This is a genomic window from Falseniella ignava, from assembly GCF_002847645.1.
GTDB classification, from domain to species: domain Bacteria; phylum Bacillota; class Bacilli; order Lactobacillales; family Aerococcaceae; genus Falseniella; species Falseniella ignava.
The window spans coordinates 25,651-45,741 of sequence record NZ_PKHE01000002.1 but is presented as its reverse complement, the minus strand read 5'-3'; the positions used below and the strand labels follow the sequence as shown (position 1 = coordinate 45,741).

The following is a 20,091-nucleotide window of genomic DNA, read 5'->3' as shown; positions in this document are numbered from 1 at the left end:
AAGCTTGGCGCCGTTAAGATTTTGCAAACCCTAATGAGCTACCTCTACAGCATCGATTGATTTATGAATTTATCATTTTATCTTTTAATATTTTGAGTTACCGATTAATTCGTATTAACCGGACGATTAATTTGCTCACGCTCAACGTTTTGACGAACTTGAGCTTTCATAATAAATCTCGTTACATCATACTCAATAGCAGATACCATATCTTCGAAGCGTTCGTACCCTTCCATTTGATATTCAGTTAATGGGTTAGTTTGCGCATAAGCACGTAATCCGACACCTTGACGTAAGTGATCCATCATATCGATATGATCCGTCCATTTGGCATCAACAACTCGTAAGACAACGACTTTTTCAAATTCAGCCAGTTGTTCCGGTGTATTGAGTTGTTCCATCTTAGATTGGTATACCGCATCTGCACGTCCCATTAAATAATTTATTAATTGTTGACGGTCTTTGTTTTGCAGATCTGCTAGCGAGATTGAATCTGGGCTCACAATCGCATTTTGGGCAAATTCTAATAGGGATTCAAGTTGCCAATCTTTACGTTCACCTTCTGTTGCATAAGCAACTTGACGTTCGATTGTTCGGCGAATCATCGCTTTAATATATGGCGTTAATGGTTCATCGCCTTGAATAATTTGTTGACGTTGTCCGTAAATAACTTCACGTTGCTCCCGCATCACTTCGTCATATTCTAGAACGTTTTTACGTGTGTCATAGTTATTTCCTTCAACTCGTTTTTGAGCAGATTCTACTTGACGACTGAGCATACCACTTTGAATCGCTAAGTCTTCATCCTCATGTTCACCGTCATTGAGACGTTCCCATAAGCCTTGAATTCTTTCTGATCCAAAACGTCGCATTAAGTCATCTTCAAGAGATAAGTAGAATTGTGACTCACCTGGGTCCCCTTGACGTCCTGAACGTCCACGTAACTGGTCATCAATCCGACGACTTTCGTGACGCTCAGTCCCAATAACACAAAGACCTCCGAGTTCTTTCACACCGCTACCTAATTTAATGTCCGTTCCACGTCCAGCCATGTTCGTCGCGATGGTTACGGCACCACGTTGCCCTGCTTGTAATATAATTTCCGCTTCTTTGAAGTGGTTTTTCGCGTTTAACACTTCGTGTGGTACACCCGCTTGATCAAGTAAGTGAGATAAATGTTCGGACGTTTCAACTGCTACGGTCCCGACTAAGATTGGTTGGCCCTTTTCGTGGCGTTCTTTAATATCTTTTACAACCGCTGAGAACTTCGATCTCAAGTTCGGATATAGTAAATCTGAATAGTCTTTACGGGCAATTGGACGGTTTGTCGGAATTTGAACGACATTCATATTATATATTTCACGGAATTCTTCTTCTTCCGTCTTTGCAGTCCCGGTCATTCCAGCTAGTTTATCGTACATACGGAAGTAGTTTTGGAAGGTAATTGTCGCCATAGTCTTCGATTCATCTTGAATCTCAACCGCTTCTTTAGCCTCAATTGCTTGGTGTAATCCATCAGAATAGCGACGTCCGTCCATAATCCGTCCGGTAAATGGATCGACGATTTTTACTTCGCCTTCATCGACGACATAATCAATATCTAATAACATAATGTAGTTGGCACGGAGTGCTTGGTCGATATGGTGTACAAGTGCAGTATTATCCACATCGTATAAGTTTTCTAATCGGAACACACGCTCTGCCTTATCCACGCCCGTATCCGTTAAGGCAATAGATTTTGACGTAATATCAATCGTATAGTCCTCGTCTTCTTTTAGACCTTTCACAAAATAGTCTGCACGCGTATAAAGTGCCGTTGATTTTCCGGATTGACCCGAAATAATTAATGGTGTACGAGCTTCGTCAATTAAGATGGAGTCTACCTCGTCAACAATCGCATAGTGCAATGGGCGTTGAACCATTTGGTTCTCATAAACAACCATGTTGTCACGTAAGTAGTCGAATCCTAACTCATTATTTGTACTATACGTAATATCGCATAAGTATGCTTCGCGTTTTTCATTCGCATTCATGGAGTTTAAGTTAAGTCCTACGGTTAAACCTAAGAAACGGTAAACTTCCCCCATCTCTGCCGAGTCACGTGTTGCTAAGTACTCGTTTACGGTAACAACGTGAACTCCTTTGCCATCAAGCGCGTTTAAGTAAACAGGCATGGTTTCGGTTAAGGTTTTTCCTTCCCCGGTCTTCATCTCAGCAATATTTCCTTCGTGTAAAATAATCCCACCTTGAATTTGTACCTTGTAAGGGAATAATCCTAGCACACGACGCGCAGCTTCACGAGTTACTGCAAAAGCTTCAACTAAAATATCGTCGAGTGTTTCACCTTTAGCTAAACGCTCTCTAAATTCGGCTGTCATACCGCGTAATTCTTCATCGCTCATTTGTGCGAAACGCGGTTCTAGAGCGATAACTTGGTCCGCCATTTTACTTGTACGGCGAAGTTCTCCTTTATCATTTTCAATTAAATTTTTAAGAAAATTTGCCATTTAATAATCTCCTTTGTGCAAGTAGTCCTTCATATATATTATAACCTATCATTTTGGCATAGATACACCATTTTATTGTAACACGAGCGCCGTCAAAAATAAATCATTAATCATTGAATCCCTTTGAATATTGTGAAAAATGCCTCATTGTTTCTGGAATCGCCTCAATGATTCGACTTGGTAGGCAAATATATTGATTCTTTGCCAACTGATCAGCAATATAACTATGAAGATACACTGCATTGAGAATGCTCCATGGTTCCGATGAATTTTGGGCTAACATTCCGGCAACCATCCCTGCTAAAGTATCGCCCATTCCACCAACGGATTGTCCTGGATTTCCAGTTGTATTTTGCCATACTTGTTCACCTAGGTAGACTTGGGTCGGCGCACCTTTTAAGACGACGGTAGCATTTAGAGATTGAACCGCTCTTTGATGCACTTGAATGGCTTCTTGTTCAGGTCCGATCCCACTGATCCGTTGCCACTCGATGCGATGAGGCGTCAAGATGATTTGTTTAGCTTGACAGGCCAATCGTAAAGGTAAATGATCAGCTAATAAATTCAAACCATCCGCATCAATAATTAAGCATTGTGACCGTGTAACAGTCTGTAGCACTGTTTCAAACAACTGTTTCGCAAAATCACTTTGTCCCATGCCCGGCCCGATTAAGATTACTTGGTAGCGACTCAAATCACCTGAGCAGATTTCCTGCCAATCAAGCCACATCACTTCGGGATAGCGCGCGTGAAGTGCTGTTCGGTTGACTGCGTCTGTCGCACAAGTCACTGTTCCAGCTCCACTATAAAGCGCTGCGCCTGACGCTAATATAATCGCACCGCCCATTGATTCATTGCCGCCAATGCATAAGACGTTACCATACATGCCTTTGTGACTTTTCTGGTTTCGCTTGGGAAAATATTGGCGAACAAACTGTTCTGTGATAGATTGCATCTCATATTCCTTTCTAAAGATTGTTTCTATAGTCATAGTAAAGTATGATGGAAATAATGGATCATTCGATATTATTTGTGATTGGAGAAAGCATCAATGAAAATATTAATAACCGCATTTGAACCTTTTAATCAAGAGAAAGTGAACCCCGCCTTAGAAGCCATTCGCCAACTCGAGCCAACATTGGTAAAAGCAGACTTAATCAAACTGGAAGTCCCTACTGCTTTCAACCAAGCCATTGGACGGGTTGAAGCTGTGATTCAAGCTGAACAACCGGATATTGTGGTTGCTATAGGTCAAGCAGGTGGACGATATGGAATCACCCCTGAACGAGTAGCGATTAACCTGGACGATGCACTAATTAAAGATAACCTCGGGCAACAACCCATCGATCAACCCATTCGAAAGGACGGTCCAGCAGCTTATTTCTCAACGTTACCGATTAAAGCTATTGTACACCAACTTCGTGCCGCAGGCATCCCTGCTTCGGTCTCAAATTCTGCCGGAACCTTTGTCTGTAACCATTTGATGTATGGTATCTTAGATATTCTTGCACAATCGTACCCCGAAGCTCGTGGCGGATTTATTCATGTTCCGTATATTCCCGAACAAGTCGTCCAAAAATCGAATCAACCTTCAATGGCACTCGATGATATTACTCACGGTTTAGTCATTGCCTTAAATACCATCGTCCATTATCAGACCGATCTGAATCTTGTCGGTGGCACAATCGCTTAAACGTTTAAGCCGAGATACATAGCTATTGATTTAAACAAATGTTTCTATAACAAATTAAGGAGGTTCTTATATGGAAGTAGGAATTGTTGGTGGGGGTATTGTCGGAGCGACAGCCGCTTATTACCTTGCTCGCAATGGGGTTAAAGTACACTTATTTGATGATGATACCGGACAAGCAACGAAAGCTGCAGCTGGCATTATTTGTCCGTGGTTTTCATTACGACGAAATCAGGCTTGGTATCAGCTCGTTCGCAGAGGGGCTGAGTTTTATCATCAATTGACCCATGATTTGATTGAAGATGGTTATCCTGCGGATGAAATCTATCAAGTGGACGGCGCCCTCTTAATTCGAAAAACTGAACGACGCATTCAACAAGATGTCGATCAATACCGTGAAAAAATTACTGATTCACCAAGTATTGGTGAAATTAAGTCCTTAACTTCCGAAGAAATTTCTCCATACTTCCCATTGGTTAATTCAGAATTTCCAGCAACTTGGGTCAGTGGCGGTGGACGGGTTCACGGCGAAAGGTTGATTGCAATATTACGTCAAGCCATTGAACATTATGGCGGGACTCTACACAATCAACGCGTTCGCTTAAAGTCAACGGATGGCCAAATTCAAGTAGACACCGGTGATACTTTATTTCAATTTGATCAACTCTTATTAAGCGTCGGAGCATGGCTACCCGAACTTTTAGAACCTTTAGGATACCAAGTTGATATTCATCCTCAAAAAGGCCAACTCCTCGTGTACCAATCGGGCGCTTGGTGTAATCAACATTGGCCGGTGGTGATGCCTTTTGGCCAAGGCGATATTATTCCATTCAACAACGGAGAATTAATTATCGGGGCGACTCACGAGAACGAAGCGGGCTTTGATTTAGAACCGGATTACGAACCACTGCAAGATTTACTTGATGAAGCGAATCAGTGGATTAAGGGACACGCACTCCATCTTGATGAAGCTCGTGAAATTCGTATTGGAACACGTGGACAAACTTCAGATTACTCTGTACTACTCGGCCAAGTTCCACAACTTGCGAACGTTTGGGCTGTGAGCGGTCTTGGCTCTTCTGGCTTAACGAGCGGTCCTTATATCGGCTATCAATGGAGCCAACGAGTATTACACCATCAATGGGAGATTAATGAAACAGACTATCCTATTGAAAAATATATTCAACCTCAGTAGAAATATGAGTTTACACTTACCATAACAATTGATATTTCATCTAGCCTCTGTCATAATTAAGTTAAAGTTCTATAGATTGAAAGGAAGATTATACATATGTGGAAAGAGTTTAAGAAATTCATTGCGAATGATAATATCATCACAATGGCTACAGGTATTATTATGGGGGCTTCATTCACAGCGATTGTTAATTCGTTAGTTGATGATATTTTTATGCCACTCATTGTCTCTTTAACCGGAGCCGCAGATGTTAGCCAATTAGCATTTACAATCGGCAACACTTCGATCGGAATTGGTAACTTTATTCAAGCTGTAATTAACTTTATTCTAATTGCTTTCTTCTTATACTTAACATTAAAAGCTTTAGAACGTGTCCAAGGCAAGAAAATTGTTACTCCAGACGAAACTCCGGCTGGACCTTCAGAGGCCGAATTATTGCAAGATATTTTAGTAGAATTACGCAAAAAATAATTTACATTAAAAAAGACTGAGTGATCGTTTCTCGCATTATGCGTTAAATGATCACTCAGTCTTTTAATTTGAAAATAATTGATAAATAATCATCAAGGTCATCAGCAATAAGTTCAACTCACTATGTAGCGATAAAAATCCGACAAATTCTCTAACCATCGCATACACTGGCCAGCGCCCCATCTCCATCGCGCCGACCCATTCAGCATCCAATTGTTCACGACATGCTAAGTAGGATGCGCGCATCAAATGATACCAACTTGTCACACCGACAACTTGTTTATTTGGTATGTCTATCAAGGACTGGGTATTCACAATATTATCGTAAGTATGTTGGGCCTGACTCTCAATCGTAATTTGTTCCTCAGGAACGTCTCGTTGTATCAAGTACTGTGCCATCCGCTCTCCTTCGCTGACTGACTGTCCTTGATGACAACCTCCCGTCACAATAATCTGAGCTTCAGGATAGTGTTGATACAAATCGAGCGCCAGGTCCAGTCGATTGATCAAGATCGAAGATAAGGTTGTATCGGGATTTAATTTGCTACCTAGTACCATCAATACATCTGCTGAGTTCGGCCATCTTCGCCAGTATAATAACAAATTGAAAAGCAGATACATTATAAAGGTACAGAGATAATAATACCCAATCCAAAAGTAAATTTGGATAAATCGCATCACGAGACTTGGCTGATTCCCTACTAATAAACCTAACGATAAAATAACTGACACGATAATCGAGCTTGCAAAAAAGAGGGATAAATACGTCCGTGTTTTCGATTTGATTAAATAACTATGACGGCGTGAAATCATCACCCAGTTCAATGCAATAATAAATAGGGGTAAACAGAGTGACGTCACCGCATAAAGGACCGTCATAATTCGATTATAGACGGGCACCTCGTGTCGACTGAACCACAACGTCGCTTCGAGCCAAAAACAAATCAAAGCAAACATCAAATACCCTTTGCTAAAGAGCCAACTCGACTTTCGCAAAGCGCCGTACAATGCAATCGCTAATAATAATATTCCAACATATAAAAACATATTGCGCTCACCTTAGGTTATTTCGTGATAAGCTGCATAAACTTCTTGCTTACGAACATCTCTACGTTTAGCAACTTCTTTAATACTTTGCTTAGCGGTCAACCCTTCTTCTTCCATTAAATGATGGACATAATCTTTCAAACTCAGCTCTTCCATGGCATCAACTGTTGGCTGAACAGCCGTACTACCATCAATCAATAGTACAATTTCACCTTTAATTGGTGTTGCCTCAAGATAAGCCAATATTTCTCCTGCTGCACCGCGCAAATACGTCTCGTAACGTTTGGTCAATTCTCGGGCTATCACAATCGCTACCGAATCTCCCAAGGTCTGAACGATAGATCGAACGACCGATTTAATCCGGTAAGGTGATTCATAAAGTAGTGCTGTCTCTTGACGTTGAGCAATTTGCTGCCAGAGAATTTCTCGTTCGCTCGCTTTGCGTGGGACAAAACCGTAGTAGGTGAAATGTTCGTGCATCATCCCCGATGCAACTAATGCCGTTAAAGCCGCGGTCGCGCCTGGCAACGCAATTACCGCATAATCTCGATCGATAGCTGCTTGAACAAGTTCGTGCCCCGGATCATTAATAAGCGGCATCCCGGCATCACTAATTAAAGCAATCGAGCGTCCTTGCGCTAACTGTTCAAGCCAACGCTCGATCTCACCTTGATGAGAATGGGCATGGTGACTGTGCATTGGCGTCTGAATTTCAAAGTGATTGAGCAGATGGATGGAGTGTCGCGTATCCTCCGCTAAGATAAAATCGACTTCCTTTAGCACCTGAATGGCTCGATAAGTCATATCATCGAGATTCCCAATCGGAGTGGGCACTAAATAGAGCTTACCGCCGGAGCTTTGATAACTCGATTGAATCTTCACTTAAATCTCCTCCTCACTCGATCGACAATCGCGGTGCACTCGCTGCACCTGATATTGGATGTTACAGCCAGCTTCCTTTAAGTATGCTTCTTTTTGAGAGCGGCTCAGTTGCTTAAAGCGGGCTTCTGCTTGCATCGCTAAGGATTTACTCGACCATTGTTCACTATAAATAAGTTTCGCCGGACGACGTGATCGAACACGTGTATACTTGGCTCCGCGCCCGCTATTATGAGCTGCTAATCGACGCTCCAAATCCGTCGTAAACCCCGCATAAAGTGTTCCATCTTTACAATAAAGCACATAAAAATAATAATTAGCCATGTTGATAAATCTCCAACATCGCTTCAGTATAATCGCCATTCGTTTGGTGAACCACCATTGGCGGTTCCACACGAACCCCATTTCTTCCCCCGTGGTAAATGGCCTCCATTAAAACGCCATTCGCATTGCGATCGGGCTTCGGATGAATAAATTGAATTCGGTGTACTGAAAAATGATAACGAAGTAAAGTATCAAATAGATCATCAAGTCGTTCTGGTCGATGAACGATGTACAAGCGTCCTTTGTGCTTTAATAATCGTCCCGCTTGCTTAACCCAATCTTCAAGGGTAATCGTCACTTCATGACGCGCCATCGCCACGCTCGGATTACTGTGCAACGCCTCGGTCTTATCCACCACAAAATACGGTGGATTGCAACTGATCGCATCAAAACGGAGATGATGTTCTACTGTGAACTCTTTTAAATCGCCATAGTGGAAGGTAATTTGGTGCTCACGTTGATTAATTTTTGCATTGCGTTGCGCCATTGTGACTAATTCTGCTTGAATTTCTATCGCTTCAATCGGTGCTTGAGTACGATAGCTTACCAATAAGGGAATAATGCCATTTCCACTACAAAAATCCAACAATCGGAAATCTGAACGGCGAGGAATTGTCATAAAATGAGCCAATAAAACCGCATCAACGGATGAGCTAAAGTAATCTTGGCTTTGAATCATTTTTAACGCACCGCCGAGAAAATAATCCAGACGTTCCCCTGGATTCAACAGGATAGATTCAGTTGAATTTGACAATCACTTCACCTCAATTTACGAATGGCTTAAGATTTTAATCGTTTTAACACTTCCACACAAAAAAGACATTCTTCCCCCGGCTCTAATCTAGATCCGAAAAATTCATGACACACATGAATCCCATCTTGATAAAAGTTCTGCAAACTTTCATAGCCCTTCCCTGATTTTGGGTCTTCTAACGTGTCAGATTGGGCTGGCTGTTCATTAAATGATTGTTCAATAACAGGAATAATTTGCTGTTTGAGCTCAGCGTTATTCATCCTCAGACGATTATTTTCTTCTTCAAGTTGTTTTATTTCTAAGTTTAGTTGGGCGAATGTTCGCTGCAAAGCAACAAGTTGCTGCTCAGCTTCAAGTAATAATTCATTCGGTGTCTTTTTTTCCATCAATTCGCCTCCTTTAATCTCTTACACATTGTGATTAGCCAGTGCATCTTCTGCTCGCAATACAAGTCGCTCTAAAGTTAATTGGGCAGATACGTTCGCTTCCAGCCGTTCCATCGCCTCTAATAATAAATCATTCAAGCAAAGAACTTGATGAAGCTTCGCTCCGTTCGATTGAATTAATTGTTCCACCGCATAATAACTCGGTGCATCCGCTCCAGTCAAAGCGTTCATTACTTGATAATTAAAACCAATTAAATAGTCCAAGCTCACTCGACACCACCGTGAATCGAGCTGCTTTTTTAATCGGGTTTGAATATAGACAATTCCTTGATCGTTTCCCGTATATAAATATTGATAAAAACGGTCTAAGGCTTTGATCCATTGGTCGACCGCCGCTTCATCGTATTCAGCCATCCAGTAATCTGCCACTTGATCCGGTAAAGCGCTCCATAGACGCCCATGAAATTCACTGACACCTTGCGCTCGCCAATCTGCTACTTGTTGTGCTGATGTTGGTACAGGAATCGGGAGTTCTTGTAATCGCGATTGAATTGTCGGGAGTAAATCACTCATTTCCGGGACCATCAAGAGTAAATAGCGATGTGGATCTGGCTCTTCGAGAAGTTTTAACATGCCGTTAGCTGCATTGAGATTCAAGGTCTCCGCTTGTTCTATGACGACCAACTTAAAGTATGTTTCTAGTGGTTTTGTTGCTAACCATTCGTTAATTTGACGGACTTGATCAACTTTGATCACTGTTCCGGCGGGCTTCAGCGTATAAACATCGGCTATCTGACCATTTTTAGCACGCAAACATGCGTCACAATGATGGCACGGTTCGCCCTGAGACGTTTTATTCGTACAAACAAGCGCCTGAATTAACGAAACTACGACTTGTTGTTTTGAAGGATAATGGGAACCGGTCAAAGCATAAGCATGCGCTAATTGACCGGTCTCAACTAAATGATATAAGTATTGCGTAATTGCTTGTTCTTGCATAAAAGACTAGATACGGTGGAATTGATCAACTGGCACGACAAACACAATCCCGCCGCCTACTTCAACGCGTACTGGGAATGAGCTGGCTAGCTCTAAGTTTACATCCATATTTGATGGGTAAGTCACAACTTGATCGCGGCGTTTGCAGACATATTCAATCGTATCAAGTACTTTTTCAACTTGATCATCTTCAACCCCACAAAGGAAAGTCGTGTTTCCGCTTTTCAGGAAGCCACCGGTCGTACTTAACTTGGTCGCTGGAATCTTTGCTTCGCGAAATGCATTTCCTAAATCTAATTCATCTTGGTCTTGAACAATAGCTATGACTAATTTCATGGTGATTCCTCCTAAATAATTTGATTTTTGATCAATGCTTGGTAACATGTTTGGGCAACTTTTTCAATCGGTTGGTCGCCATCAATTAAGACAAAACGCGGATTATCGTGAGCTAGATCCAGATAAGCTTGACGGACTCGTTGGTGAAACGATAAATCTTCTTGATCCAGTCGGTCAAATTGTCGCGTCCCTCGTGCTCGATAGATTCGCTCTAAACCAACTTCAGCTGGAATATCGATTAACAATGTTAAATCTGGCAAATGGTCCCCAATTGCAAATTGATTGATCGCCCAAATTTCTTCCATCGGCAGTTGACGAGCAACGCCTTGATACGCGAGTGAACTATCCACAAAACGATCCGTAATAACCAGTTCGCCACGTTCAAGCGCTGGAAGGATTTTCTCAACCATATGCTGTCTGCGACCGGCAGCGTAGAGCATTGCTTCCGTCCGTGCATCCATCGCTGTATTATGCGGATCTAAGATTAATTCTCGGATTTGCTCCGCAATCGGACTTCCTCCCGGCTCACGTGTGAGCGTTAGAACACATTCTGGATGGGTTTGCTCAAGCATTTCAGCTAATTTTGCCAAAACACTGGTCTTTCCTGAACCATCTGGTCCTTCCATTGATATAAATTTACCTATCACTCTCTTGCTCCATTCATTGTTTATAATTCTCGTCGGCCCTCAATCGCCCGATAGAGCGTCATTTCATCGGCGTATTCAATGTCCGTACCCACCGATAAACCATGTGCCAGTCGCGTTATTTTAATACCCGCAGGTTTAATCAAACGCGATAAGTACATCGCTGTTGCTTCACCCTCAGCAGTCGCATTGGTGGCTACAATCACTTCCTTCACTTCTTCATTTTGTAATCTCTGAAGTAATGACGGAATATTTAAGTCTTCTGGCCCGATTCCTTCCATGGGCGATAATACTCCACCTAATACATGATAACGACCGTTATATTCTTGTAGTCGTTCCATCGCCATCACATCTCGCGCATCTTCTACCACTAAAATCGTCGATGGGTCGCGCTGTTCGTCTGAACAAATTAAACACGGATCAACATCTGTAATATTGCCGCAAACACTACAGTAAGTGAGTTCACGACGAACATTCACTAAATTACGAGAAAACTCTAACACATCCGCTTCTTTCATCTCTAAGATGTAAAAAGCGAGGCGGGCTGCTGATTTTGGTCCGATTCCTGGTAACTTCGTAAATGAATTAATTAACTTTGCAATAGGCGCAGGATACTGCATCGTCTCACCTACTTCCTAGAAAGGTAAGTTCAACCCTTGAGTATACTTACCAAGTCTTGATTCTGTTTCTGCTTCTACTTTTTGGATGGCTTCGTTCACTGTTGCAATGACCAAGTCTTGCAACATCTCGATATCGTCAGGGTCCACCAATTCTGGTTTCAACTCGAGAGACTCAATTTGACGATTGCCATTCATTTTAACAATCACTAAGTCATTGGTAGAACTTACTTCAAAGATTTCAGATTGAATGGCTTTCTGTTCTTTCTCCATATCTTTTTGCATTTGTTGAACTTTTTTCATCATGCCTTGCATATTAGCCATATTGGGTATTTTCGCCATCTTCATCATCCTTTTCATCTTATTTTGTGCTTTAATTATATCATATTTCCACCTAAAATAGCATCGCCTCTCGAGCGAACACTTTCTAGAACTTTTCGTGCAAATACCGTTGAAAAATGCGATACGATGCCATCGATAAGAGATTCAAACCCCCGATTCCAATACAGGTCCAAACTACCGTTTCGCTGGCTCGATAATAAGTAATCAACCATAAAATAAAACTTATCACCAAAGTAACATTCTGCGTACTACGATACGCTTGTTCGCGCCGAGTATTATAAGGTCCGATCATGGTTTGAGATCCGACCACGACGAGCTGATTTAATAGATGCAGTTGGACCGCTAACGTTGCGATTAATAGTAGTAACGATAAAATTAATTCCCCATGAATATGCGACTCTAAGTACATTACTTGGTGATACAACGTCATCACCCCTAAGGCCGCTAAAATAATTTGTAACGACGCATATTTGCGAATTAATTGAGGTTGAGTACTATAACGCGTTCCTAAAAAGTAAATGAATAATAATGCCATCAACCAAATCCACAAATTAATGTAACTGCTAACGATTAAATTCATTATCTCACCTCATCTAAATGTTATCGATCATAATGGAACGATATATTTTCCTCCCCAAATAAGTTGATGGTTTCTCGAATTGCTGCATCTTCTTCCGGATCTTCCGAAAATTGCATTGTTTCGATGGAGGTTGCTTCTTCGGGTTCACCTTGGTAGACTGTGCCAAAAATATCGGTATATTCAACCTCATTTTCAGCGTTGGCACCCGCTTCGTTGGTTTCTTGCTTCCAATCCCGAATCTCCACAGTAGATTCCTCAGGCACAGACTCGTCCCTTGCGGTATCATTCATTGGTTCCTCAGACACTTCAATATCAAATGACGATGGCCCCTCATCCGGTTCCGCCACAGATTCATTCGATGTTTCTCGCAAATCCTTCTCGTTTTCTTTGATATTTTCTTCCGCACGATCTCGCAATGGAATCGGCTGATTATTATTTTGATCGCGCAAAACTTTGTATTGTTGGCGTAACGTTGGCCATTCACTACTTAATACAAGCACGACTTTGTACATCTCTGCTAAAATTTGTTCGATAGCTTGCTGTAATACCTGTTGAACTTGCATCTCATGTTGGATTTCTCCTGCATACAGGGCACTATCAAGGCGAAGTAAAATATAGCCATTCCCTGCAGTGATTACTTCACTATCGGTAAAGAGACGACGCATCTGAGGAGGCAGCTGACCAACAATCGAAGACCAAGCAGACTTCACTTGCTTACGTCCTTGATGGGTCGCTTCATTCAATACATGGTAAACTGCCGATTGATCGAGCTGATAAGTAGCGGCTTGATGATCGGGTCGCTCACGCGGGGTCAATGGCTGTTCACTCGAACCCGCCCCAGACTCTGTTACCGCGCTATTTTGCTGATTGGATTGGGTCAATTGTTCTACTTTGGATTCCAATTGCATCAAGTGTTCTTTAAGTTGGACAACTTGCGTAACCAGTTCGGAATCTTGCGGTGTCGCTGAGGAACTTACCAACTGAGACGGTTGTTCGGATGCCAGTTGAACGGTAAATATCTCTAAATAAACTTGCGGCTGATTAGAAAACCTCAATTTATTTTGGGTCTCGTTGAGTGATTCAATCATTTGATAATAGAAGGACGCTGGGATTGCTTCAATGGTTTCAAGCTGAGCGTCGGTTAAGAGAGTTTGGTTTTTCTTCAAATATTGAGATAACAATAAGTCCCGACTTAATAAGATTAGTTCTTCAATAAAACGTGCCGTTTGCTTCCCTTCATTTAACTGTTGACGGACAATTTCTAAAGCAGCTTCCACCTGATGTTGATAGATGGCTTCAATATAAGCTAAGAGTGCCTCTTGACTTAAGCTGCCTGACACACTCAGTGCCGCATCTAAGGTCACTTTCTCTGGATGATAAGAGATAGCTTGGTCTAACAGGCTGAGACTGTCGCGCATCCCTCCATTGGCTGCTCGAGCAATCAGCGCAAGCGCTTCTGAATCGTAGGCGACTTGATCGTGCTCTAAAATATGAGCTAAATGATTGGCAATATCTGTCTCACTAATTCGTTGAAAGTCATAACGTTGCACTCGTGACAAGATCGTTGCTGGAATTTTATGCGGCTCTGTCGTCGCCAAAATAAAAATAACACGTTCTGGTGGCTCTTCGAGCGTCTTCAATAATGCATTGAAAGCTCCGGTTGTTAACATATGAACTTCATCAATAATATAGACCTTATAGGTGGCTTCACTAGCTGCATAACGAACATTATCACGCAAATTGCGAATCTCATCGACTCCATTATTACTTGCCGCATCAATTTCAACTACATCACTTAACAATCCTTGCGTAATCCGTTGACACAAGTCACATTCATTACAAGGGTTGCCATCTTGGGTATTCGGACAGTTGACGGCTTTCGCCAAAATTTTAGCTGCACTCGTCTTTCCAGTTCCGCGAGGTCCAGTAAATAAATAAGCATGACTAATTTGTTGGTTTTTTACCGCATTTTTCAGTGTCTCTTTAATCGGATCTTGTCCAATCATTTCATCGAATGTTTGTGGTCGCCAAACGCGATATAACGCTTGATAACTCATGGCGTGCTCCTTTCTCAATTTATAGTAAATTGCTTAGTTTGTTTGTCCCACCAACACTTCAAAATGCATCGTCACTTGATCAATTGAATGATTTAACAGTTGTTGACGCTCTTCAGAATTTAACCCCCAGGTCAGGGGTGTCATATCAATTAATAATGCTAAATCCGTCGGAGTTAATCCGACAATGTATTCTAAGATTTGGCTCTGAACAGCGGGATAATGTTGGTAGAACAAGGTTTTAACTTTAGTATTATCATATTGCGATCGATCAGATGTATTGTAGATTCTCTCACGTAGTTCTTTTAAGTAGTGGGTACTTGGAATCACTTTAATGACTTGCCCTCCAGGACGTAGCAATCGATTAAATTCCTGATAATTAGAGGGACTTAGGACATTCAAAATGCCATCAAATTGTTGTCCCGTTAGAGGTACGTTGGCCAAATCGCCCACCACCCAATCGATTGCTCGATAAGTTTTGGCAGCTTGACGAATACCGTCTTTGGCAATATCAATGCCTACAGCATCGGAATGAATACCTTGTTCTTTTAATTGTTGATCAACTTGATTCAAGATGTAACCTTCACCTGTTCCAGCATCAAGCAACTTGAGGGCTGGTGATCCATTCGCCGTCAAGATGTGAGTGATACAATCAATAACCGGTTGATACAGCTTCGTTCGATCATTTAATTCCCGTCGAGCATGGAATAACGATTTGTCATATTTCGTCGAATGTCCTTGTAGAAGCAAGTTAATATAGCCTTCTTTAGCAAAATCAAAATGATGTCCCTTCGGACATTTCATGCTGCGACCTTCGATTTGCAGAGGTTGCTGGCAAACTGGACATTGGTATCGGATACTCAATTTATTCGCCTTCCTTTGTCAATAAATATTGCTTAGCTTGCATTAAAATATCTCGATCATTCTCATAAGTGAGCCGTTCCAAGGCAAGTGAATAAGGCAACCAAAGAACATTGGTAACTTCTTCTATTTGTTGAGTCACCGTTAATTGGTCGGATAAAGCTACAAAGTAAACTACTTCTTTTTGAACACCTGGACTCGGTGAATAGCTCACCGACGTTCTGAAGCGTGGATCAATCGTAACATTCAATCCTGTTTCTTCTTGAATCTCACGTTGAGCTGTTTCGATTTCTGTTTCACCTGCTTCGACATGCCCTTTCGCAAAGGCCCAATGACCCCCATTCCGGTGACAAATCAATAAATAATGATTTTCGCCGTGGTCAGTATAATATACTACAGCGCCGCATGATTTTTCTTGTAATTGCATCCATTATCCCTCACTTACATCTTCTCCAGTTAATTACTCCTATTATACACTATCTGATGATTTTTTGAGGGTTTTATATTCCAAAGACTGGATGAATCACAATAAATTAAAAAGCGCCTCCTTTCGGAATGGCGCTCACTTGAATATAAAAAAATACCACATGGCTTCGTCACTTAGAGCTGCTATCTCCCGATCCTGACCCGGTTCGTGACTCCACCATTGGCATCTTTATAGTATCATAGGTTTCTCTTGAAAGCAAGTCACACCCTTTTACGAACAAGCGAGTGCTGCTTCCATAAAGGCCTGAATTTGTTCAATCGGTGTATCATAAGGTAAATCACACCCTGGCGCTAGAATTAATGTTCCTTTTGCATCTTTTGCGGCTTGAGCAATGCGTTCAACTTCCTGCTTGATTTCTTCAGGTGTTCCCTCTAAGAAAAACTTGACGGGATCGACATTGCCCATCAGCAACAACTGATGATCGGTCATTTCAAAAGCCTTTGCCACATCAACCACTTGATCCATACTAAATGCATCCACACCCGTTTGTTGAATCAACGGTAATGCTCGTTCCGTATTACCACAAATGTGTAGGTGTACGCGTTGATTTTGTTGATGCAATGTTTCGACAAGTTGTTGCGTATATGGAAAGGCAAACGCCTCGTATTGCTTGTGGCTAATTAAGCTACCACTCGCCACCGGATCACTTATATTATAGATAATCGGTGCCAAATCACTGAAACATTCAACGAGCTGTGTGGCTAATTGTGTCGTATAAGCTAACGCTGCATGGAGTCCTTCTGGATCTCGACGCATACCGCGTAAAATTTTCTCCGATTCAATCAAGCCTGCCACCATACTGAAAGGACCTCTAAAATGAAGACGAACTGGGACTTCTCCATGTGTCTCATTGAGGAAATGTTCAATGGCTTGACGCAACCTTAACGTAACCGGAAGTGTCTCTAATGCCAACTCTGGCAATGCCGCAACGTCTTCTAATGCTTGGGCAGGATAAGCCACAATACTACGTGAAGTATTTGGATGAGTGACTTTACTTTCACCGCCAAGCACCTGATTGATTTCGCTCATCGAATAATTTAAAGAGACGGAATCTGCTTTAAAGGTTTGATAACTTTTTAATAACTTCTCAAGCAATAATGTCGCGTCTGCTTCAGATTCAAGGTAAGTTCGGTCGATTAATTTAGCGCTCACTAAATTATCAAAGAGTACGACCGGCATCGTATCTAATGGGGATTGCATATAAAGTCTTTCCCAACGTTCAGCGGAAGTGAGTTCCATTGGCATCATCTCCTTTACTCATAAAATTTATCCATGTATTGGTGAATTTTAAAATATCCGGATTGATTATTAATCGTAATAACCCCGCCATTTTTCATCGAATACATATCATAAAGCTCTGGAATATGGTCTTCTTTCGGAATCAAATATTGTAAAATATGACGGATATTAATACTGTGCCCCACAAAGAGTAAGGTCGCATCCGTATCTCCTAACTCATCAAGCAGTTTATCTGCCCCAACATGTAAGTGAGTCAAATAATCTTGATAATCTTCACCTTCACCATGCAAATCCGCCGGTTTCAGTGCAGAGAGCCGCTCGGCCTCGGTTGTTTCATTTAACATCGCTTCAACCGAAGGGAAACCGAGATATTGCCGGAGTATTTCCCATGTTTCATTGGCAGTCATTCCTTCAAAACTCCCAAAACTAATCTCACGGAAATCCGCTAATTCGCGAATTGGCACCATCCAACGTGGATAAATACTTTCATCGAGTAAAATCTCCGCCGTTCTCGTAGTACGCTTCAAGTCACTGACAATGGCTGCATCAAAACGCACTCGGCTGAGGCGCTTGCCAACTTGGCGCATATCTTCAATCCCTTTAGGGGTCAAAAACGGATCGACCCAACCTTGCGTTCGTTGATGTAAATTGAAGTAAGTCTCCCCGTGACGAATAAAATAAATCGTTAAGCCTTTTTCTAATTTTGCATCCATATTTTTCTCCTAACGTCGAATCGATCTCGCTAATTGTCTTAATGTGTGATTTTCTCCACGAATGGTCATCGATAATTCAAAAATATTCTCAAAAGGTGCCACACCACCACTGTTAGATGATCCGATATGATGGATATCAGCGCCGCCTATTTTGCTATTCAAAGCAATCTGACGGATGACATCTCTCGGTGCACAACACTGGCTCGCTCCATTAACAGCCATGACCAACTTACCTGATTGACGGATAATACGTTGACACGCTAGGAATTCCTCCATCGTAAAACCCGGAATCGTCCCAACGGCTGGTAATAAGACCACATCAGCTCCTGCTTCTACAAATTGCTCCGCAACGGCTTCTGTCATAACCGGCTCTTGAATGGCTGCAGAATGCATTTTCCCTACCATAATGATTCCTGAATAATGTTCTTTGGCAAGTTGAATACTCTGTACAATCCCTTCGTTCGTAACGCCTGATTTTGGATTCCCTGTAATACATAAGAAATCCAACGACAAATTCTCAATAACGTCTAGTGTTTCAACACTTAGCTTCCGACCGGATATCATTGCTTCCAGCGGTTCGTAAGTTTGAACGGATGTCGGCACAATCGGCTCCAAGTTAACCCCTAGCGGAACACCGACTAATTCTTTCAAGCGTTGAACCGGACGGTCAGCTTGGTCGATTCCTAATATAACTGGTTCTAATACATTCAACTGATTCAATAAAATCAAATCCGCGCCGGCTGCCACTGCCAATTCAGAATTGGTCAAGTCTTTTATATATGATTCAAAACTTTCTTTTAATTCAACGAGTACCGTACGACCTTCCGCAGCAGCTATGGATTGCAACAGCATCTTCCGATCCATTTTCTCAAAATCACTCGCATAACAATCTAATATTCTTCTCGCATTCATCAATAATTAAACTCGCTCCCCTGTCTGATGGTCGAACCAATGAATTTTATGATCTAACAAGGTTAATCCGACACGCTGACCTGGTTCTAGCGATGTACGTTCGTAATCTCGCACCACAATTTCCTCACCTTGGTCATCATAAAGATAGATTAATTGTTCGTTTCCTAAGTTTTCTGTATGTGATACTTCATAGAATTCACCGTCAGCAATTTGTAAATCTTCTGCCCGCAATCCAATATGAATTCGATCACCTTGGTACCCCTCCGGCACATTTAACGTAATATTTCCAAATTTCACTTTCCCATTTTGAACCGGTTCACTGACAATATTCATTTGTGGACTTCCGATAAATTGTGCCACAAAAATATTCGCGGGTTCATCGTATAATTTTTCCGGAACATCATATTGCTGAATTAAACCTTCATTCATTAATAAAATGCGTGTTCCCATCGTCATCGCTTCAGTCTGGTCATGCGTCACATAGATCATTGTTTTACCAATTCGTTGATAAAGTTGGATAATTTCTGAGCGCATCTTAATTCGAAGCTTCGCATCTAAGTTCGATAAAGGCTCGTCGAGCAAGAATAATTTAGGATCGCGCACTAGAGCTCGCCCTAATGCTACCCGTTGGCGTTGTCCACCAGATAATTGTTTTGGATAGCGATCTAATAACTGATCTAAGCCTAGAATTTCACTCGCATTTTTAATACGTTCGGCACGCTCTTCAGCTGGAACTTTACGCATTTTAAGACCGAACTCCATATTTTGATAGACCGTCTTTTGCGGATAGAGCGCATAGTTTTGGAACACCATCGCAATATCACGTTGCTCAGGCTTCATATTTGAGACATCGGTCTCGTCAATTAAGATACGTCCTCTATCGAAATCCTCTAATCCGGCTATCATCCGAAGCAAGGTCGTCTTACCACAACCAGACGGCCCTAGAATAACGATAAATTCGTTATCTGGGAAGACCAGCGATAAATCGGTAAAAATAGTAGTGTCACGACTATAAGATTTTGTGACGTTATCAATCGTTACTTTTGACATAGTT

The 20,091-nt window shown here is 41.8% G+C and carries 23 protein-coding genes and 1 other RNA gene; 3 read left to right on the top strand and 21 right to left on the bottom strand.

The genetic code is table 11. The features are described from left to right. Nucleotides 1–104: 104 nt before the first annotated feature. The gene (gene secA, locus CYJ57_RS01205; protein WP_101953745.1) at nucleotides 105–2,507 is read right to left on the bottom strand and encodes a preprotein translocase subunit SecA; all 2,403 of its coding nucleotides are present in this window, start codon (nucleotides 2,505–2,507) and stop codon (nucleotides 105–107) included. A gap of 106 nt (nucleotides 2,508–2,613) precedes the next feature. Further along, entirely contained in the window at nucleotides 2,614–3,498 is an 885-nt protein-coding gene (locus CYJ57_RS01200; RefSeq protein WP_101953744.1) for an NAD(P)H-hydrate dehydratase, read from the bottom strand. Nucleotides 3,499–3,558: 60 nt separating this feature from the next. On the opposite strand from CYJ57_RS01200, the gene pcp reads away from it, so the two are divergent. The 3 genes from pcp to mscL all read left to right on the top strand — a co-directional run bounded on the left by pcp (nucleotide 3,559) and on the right by mscL (nucleotide 5,863). Further along, nucleotides 3,559–4,200: a pyroglutamyl-peptidase I gene (pcp, locus tag CYJ57_RS01195; protein WP_101953743.1), complete on the top strand. Its 642-nt coding sequence runs from the start codon at nucleotides 3,559–3,561 to the stop codon at nucleotides 4,198–4,200. A 70-nt stretch (nucleotides 4,201–4,270) separates the two neighbouring features. Next, on the top strand, nucleotides 4,271–5,392 hold the full coding sequence (locus CYJ57_RS01190; protein ID WP_101953742.1) for an NAD(P)/FAD-dependent oxidoreductase: 1,122 nt from the start codon (nucleotides 4,271–4,273) through the stop codon (nucleotides 5,390–5,392). A 96-nt stretch (nucleotides 5,393–5,488) separates the two neighbouring features. Beyond that, nucleotides 5,489–5,863, top strand: coding sequence for a large conductance mechanosensitive channel protein MscL (gene mscL / locus CYJ57_RS01185; protein WP_006701698.1), 375 nt, complete (start codon nucleotides 5,489–5,491; stop codon nucleotides 5,861–5,863). Between the two features lie 63 nt (nucleotides 5,864–5,926). Here the strand turns inward: mscL and CYJ57_RS01180 are convergent, their stop codons facing one another. The 19 genes from CYJ57_RS01180 to CYJ57_RS01090 all read right to left on the bottom strand — a co-directional run bounded on the left by CYJ57_RS01180 (nucleotide 5,927) and on the right by CYJ57_RS01090 (nucleotide 20,087). Continuing rightward, entirely contained in the window at nucleotides 5,927–6,910 is a 984-nt protein-coding gene (locus CYJ57_RS01180) for a YdcF family protein (protein ID WP_101953741.1), read from the bottom strand. Between the two features lie 12 nt (nucleotides 6,911–6,922). After that, nucleotides 6,923–7,792: a 16S rRNA (cytidine(1402)-2'-O)-methyltransferase gene (gene rsmI / locus CYJ57_RS01175; protein ID WP_101953740.1), complete on the bottom strand. Its 870-nt coding sequence runs from the start codon at nucleotides 7,790–7,792 to the stop codon at nucleotides 6,923–6,925. Then, nucleotides 7,793–8,113: a GIY-YIG nuclease family protein gene (locus tag CYJ57_RS01170; protein WP_101953739.1), complete on the bottom strand. Its 321-nt coding sequence runs from the start codon at nucleotides 8,111–8,113 to the stop codon at nucleotides 7,793–7,795. Further along, entirely contained in the window at nucleotides 8,106–8,867 is a 762-nt protein-coding gene (locus CYJ57_RS01165) for a tRNA1(Val) (adenine(37)-N6)-methyltransferase (RefSeq protein WP_101953738.1), read from the bottom strand. The genes CYJ57_RS01170 and CYJ57_RS01165 overlap by 8 nt, the downstream gene beginning before the upstream one ends. Before the next feature lie 26 nt (nucleotides 8,868–8,893). Then, complete coding sequence (locus tag CYJ57_RS01160) at nucleotides 8,894–9,253, bottom strand: initiation control protein YabA (protein WP_101953737.1); 360 nt, start codon at nucleotides 9,251–9,253, stop codon at nucleotides 8,894–8,896. A 21-nt stretch (nucleotides 9,254–9,274) separates the two neighbouring features. Next, on the bottom strand, nucleotides 9,275–10,252 hold the full coding sequence (locus CYJ57_RS01155; RefSeq protein WP_101953736.1) for a hypothetical protein: 978 nt from the start codon (nucleotides 10,250–10,252) through the stop codon (nucleotides 9,275–9,277). 6 nt (nucleotides 10,253–10,258) lie between these two features. Continuing rightward, entirely contained in the window at nucleotides 10,259–10,588 is a 330-nt protein-coding gene (locus CYJ57_RS01150; protein ID WP_006701691.1) for a cyclic-di-AMP receptor, read from the bottom strand. A gap of 11 nt (nucleotides 10,589–10,599) precedes the next feature. After that, nucleotides 10,600–11,235 carry a dTMP kinase gene (tmk, locus tag CYJ57_RS01145; protein WP_006701690.1) on the bottom strand — a complete coding sequence of 212 codons (636 nt, stop codon included), beginning with the start codon at nucleotides 11,233–11,235 and terminating at the stop codon, nucleotides 10,600–10,602. A gap of 20 nt (nucleotides 11,236–11,255) precedes the next feature. After that, entirely contained in the window at nucleotides 11,256–11,852 is a 597-nt protein-coding gene (gene recR / locus CYJ57_RS01140; RefSeq protein WP_006701689.1) for a recombination mediator RecR, read from the bottom strand. 15 nt (nucleotides 11,853–11,867) lie between these two features. Next, nucleotides 11,868–12,191: a YbaB/EbfC family nucleoid-associated protein gene (locus CYJ57_RS01135; RefSeq protein WP_101953735.1), complete on the bottom strand. Its 324-nt coding sequence runs from the start codon at nucleotides 12,189–12,191 to the stop codon at nucleotides 11,868–11,870. Between the two features lie 85 nt (nucleotides 12,192–12,276). Beyond that, a complete protein-coding gene (locus tag CYJ57_RS01130; RefSeq protein WP_101953734.1) occupies nucleotides 12,277–12,771 on the bottom strand; it encodes a hypothetical protein in 495 nt (164 codons plus the stop codon). A gap of 20 nt (nucleotides 12,772–12,791) precedes the next feature. After that, nucleotides 12,792–14,828 (bottom strand): DNA polymerase III subunit gamma/tau, encoded by a 2,037-nt coding sequence (dnaX, locus tag CYJ57_RS01125; protein WP_101953733.1) that lies wholly within the window; start codon nucleotides 14,826–14,828, stop codon nucleotides 12,792–12,794. Nucleotides 14,829–14,861: 33 nt separating this feature from the next. Then, a complete protein-coding gene (locus tag CYJ57_RS01120) occupies nucleotides 14,862–15,689 on the bottom strand; it encodes a putative RNA methyltransferase (protein WP_342352305.1) in 828 nt (275 codons plus the stop codon). 1 nt (nucleotide 15,690) lies between these two features. Continuing rightward, on the bottom strand, nucleotides 15,691–16,113 hold the full coding sequence (locus tag CYJ57_RS01115) for a bis(5'-nucleosyl)-tetraphosphatase (protein ID WP_101953731.1): 423 nt from the start codon (nucleotides 16,111–16,113) through the stop codon (nucleotides 15,691–15,693). Nucleotides 16,114–16,256: 143 nt separating this feature from the next. Next, nucleotides 16,257–16,346: signal recognition particle sRNA small type (gene ffs, locus CYJ57_RS01110), an RNA gene on the bottom strand. A gap of 37 nt (nucleotides 16,347–16,383) precedes the next feature. Beyond that, nucleotides 16,384–17,412, bottom strand: a complete 1,029-nt coding sequence (locus tag CYJ57_RS01105) for a uroporphyrinogen decarboxylase family protein (protein ID WP_180764346.1) — start codon at nucleotides 17,410–17,412, stop codon at nucleotides 16,384–16,386. Between the two features lie 14 nt (nucleotides 17,413–17,426). Further along, the gene (locus CYJ57_RS01100) at nucleotides 17,427–18,125 is read right to left on the bottom strand and encodes a histidine phosphatase family protein (RefSeq protein ID WP_101953729.1); all 699 of its coding nucleotides are present in this window, start codon (nucleotides 18,123–18,125) and stop codon (nucleotides 17,427–17,429) included. Nucleotides 18,126–18,134: 9 nt separating this feature from the next. After that, nucleotides 18,135–19,037, bottom strand: a complete 903-nt coding sequence (locus CYJ57_RS01095; RefSeq protein WP_219525535.1) for a DUF7916 family protein — start codon at nucleotides 19,035–19,037, stop codon at nucleotides 18,135–18,137. A 6-nt stretch (nucleotides 19,038–19,043) separates the two neighbouring features. Further along, the gene (locus CYJ57_RS01090) at nucleotides 19,044–20,087 is read right to left on the bottom strand and encodes an ABC transporter ATP-binding protein (protein WP_101953728.1); all 1,044 of its coding nucleotides are present in this window, start codon (nucleotides 20,085–20,087) and stop codon (nucleotides 19,044–19,046) included. Between the last annotated feature and the right edge of the window lie 4 nt (nucleotides 20,088–20,091).